The organism is Corallococcus sp. AB049A, from assembly GCF_003668885.1.
In the GTDB taxonomy this organism is placed as follows: domain Bacteria; phylum Myxococcota; class Myxococcia; order Myxococcales; family Myxococcaceae; genus Corallococcus; species Corallococcus interemptor.
In genome coordinates this window covers 1-671 of the sequence record NZ_RAWL01000878.1, presented here as the reverse complement: position 1 = coordinate 671, position 671 = coordinate 1, and the positions used below count along the sequence as shown (strand labels likewise).

Here is a 671-nt window from a genome sequence, read left to right as displayed (position 1 = left end):
CCCTGACAGTGGGGTCTTGAGTCGGCCACCGAGCACGATTCTCCAAAGAGTTCGCATCTTTGGATCGGGCACACCCTTTGGGGCGTCCAGGCGAATAAGATCCAGCTCCGAGACTTAGCCATCCCGTTCCAGTGTGGCCAGACGCTCAAGTTCGGAGTCGACTAGAGAGATCCAGCGACTATCCATCTGCCCGCCACGCTCTGCAATCCATATGATCAATCGTGGATCGTCCAGATGACGCACAAGCCAGCGTGCGAGCTGGAACATCAATCCATCCCATCGGCTGGCCATACTTCCAGAAGACGCCAGTGTCATAGGAGGAGCGTGATCATAAGGCGCAGGCCTACGAACCAAACTGAATCTGAGTTCTGCATCCTCCTCCTTAACCGAGGAGAAGCCAAAGCGGGCTAGATCCCTCTGCAAGAATCGCTCATGGGAAAATGCCTCGAGGAGCCACTCAAGCGGGGGAACTGGATTGAACTCCGCGAAGCGCTTCGCGGGGAGGCCTGACTTGTCTGAAAGAGCCCACAGCATTCGTCCAACAAAATCGTCCTGGAGCGTGCTGTCCTGAGGTTGGGCCATGGCGTGCTTCGCAACAATGGCCTCTTTACCTTGAACTCCATCGCGATAGACATCTGCCCAAGTCCTGATTGTGTCGTGCAACGCAGAGT

At 55.9% G+C, this 671-nt stretch carries 1 protein-coding gene; it reads right to left on the bottom strand.

Annotated features, from left to right (window positions below; genetic code table 11):
• Positions 1–114: 114 nt before the first annotated feature.
• On the bottom strand, positions 115–671 hold a 557-nt coding region (locus D7X55_RS43830), incomplete at its 5' end, for a hypothetical protein (protein ID WP_199747362.1).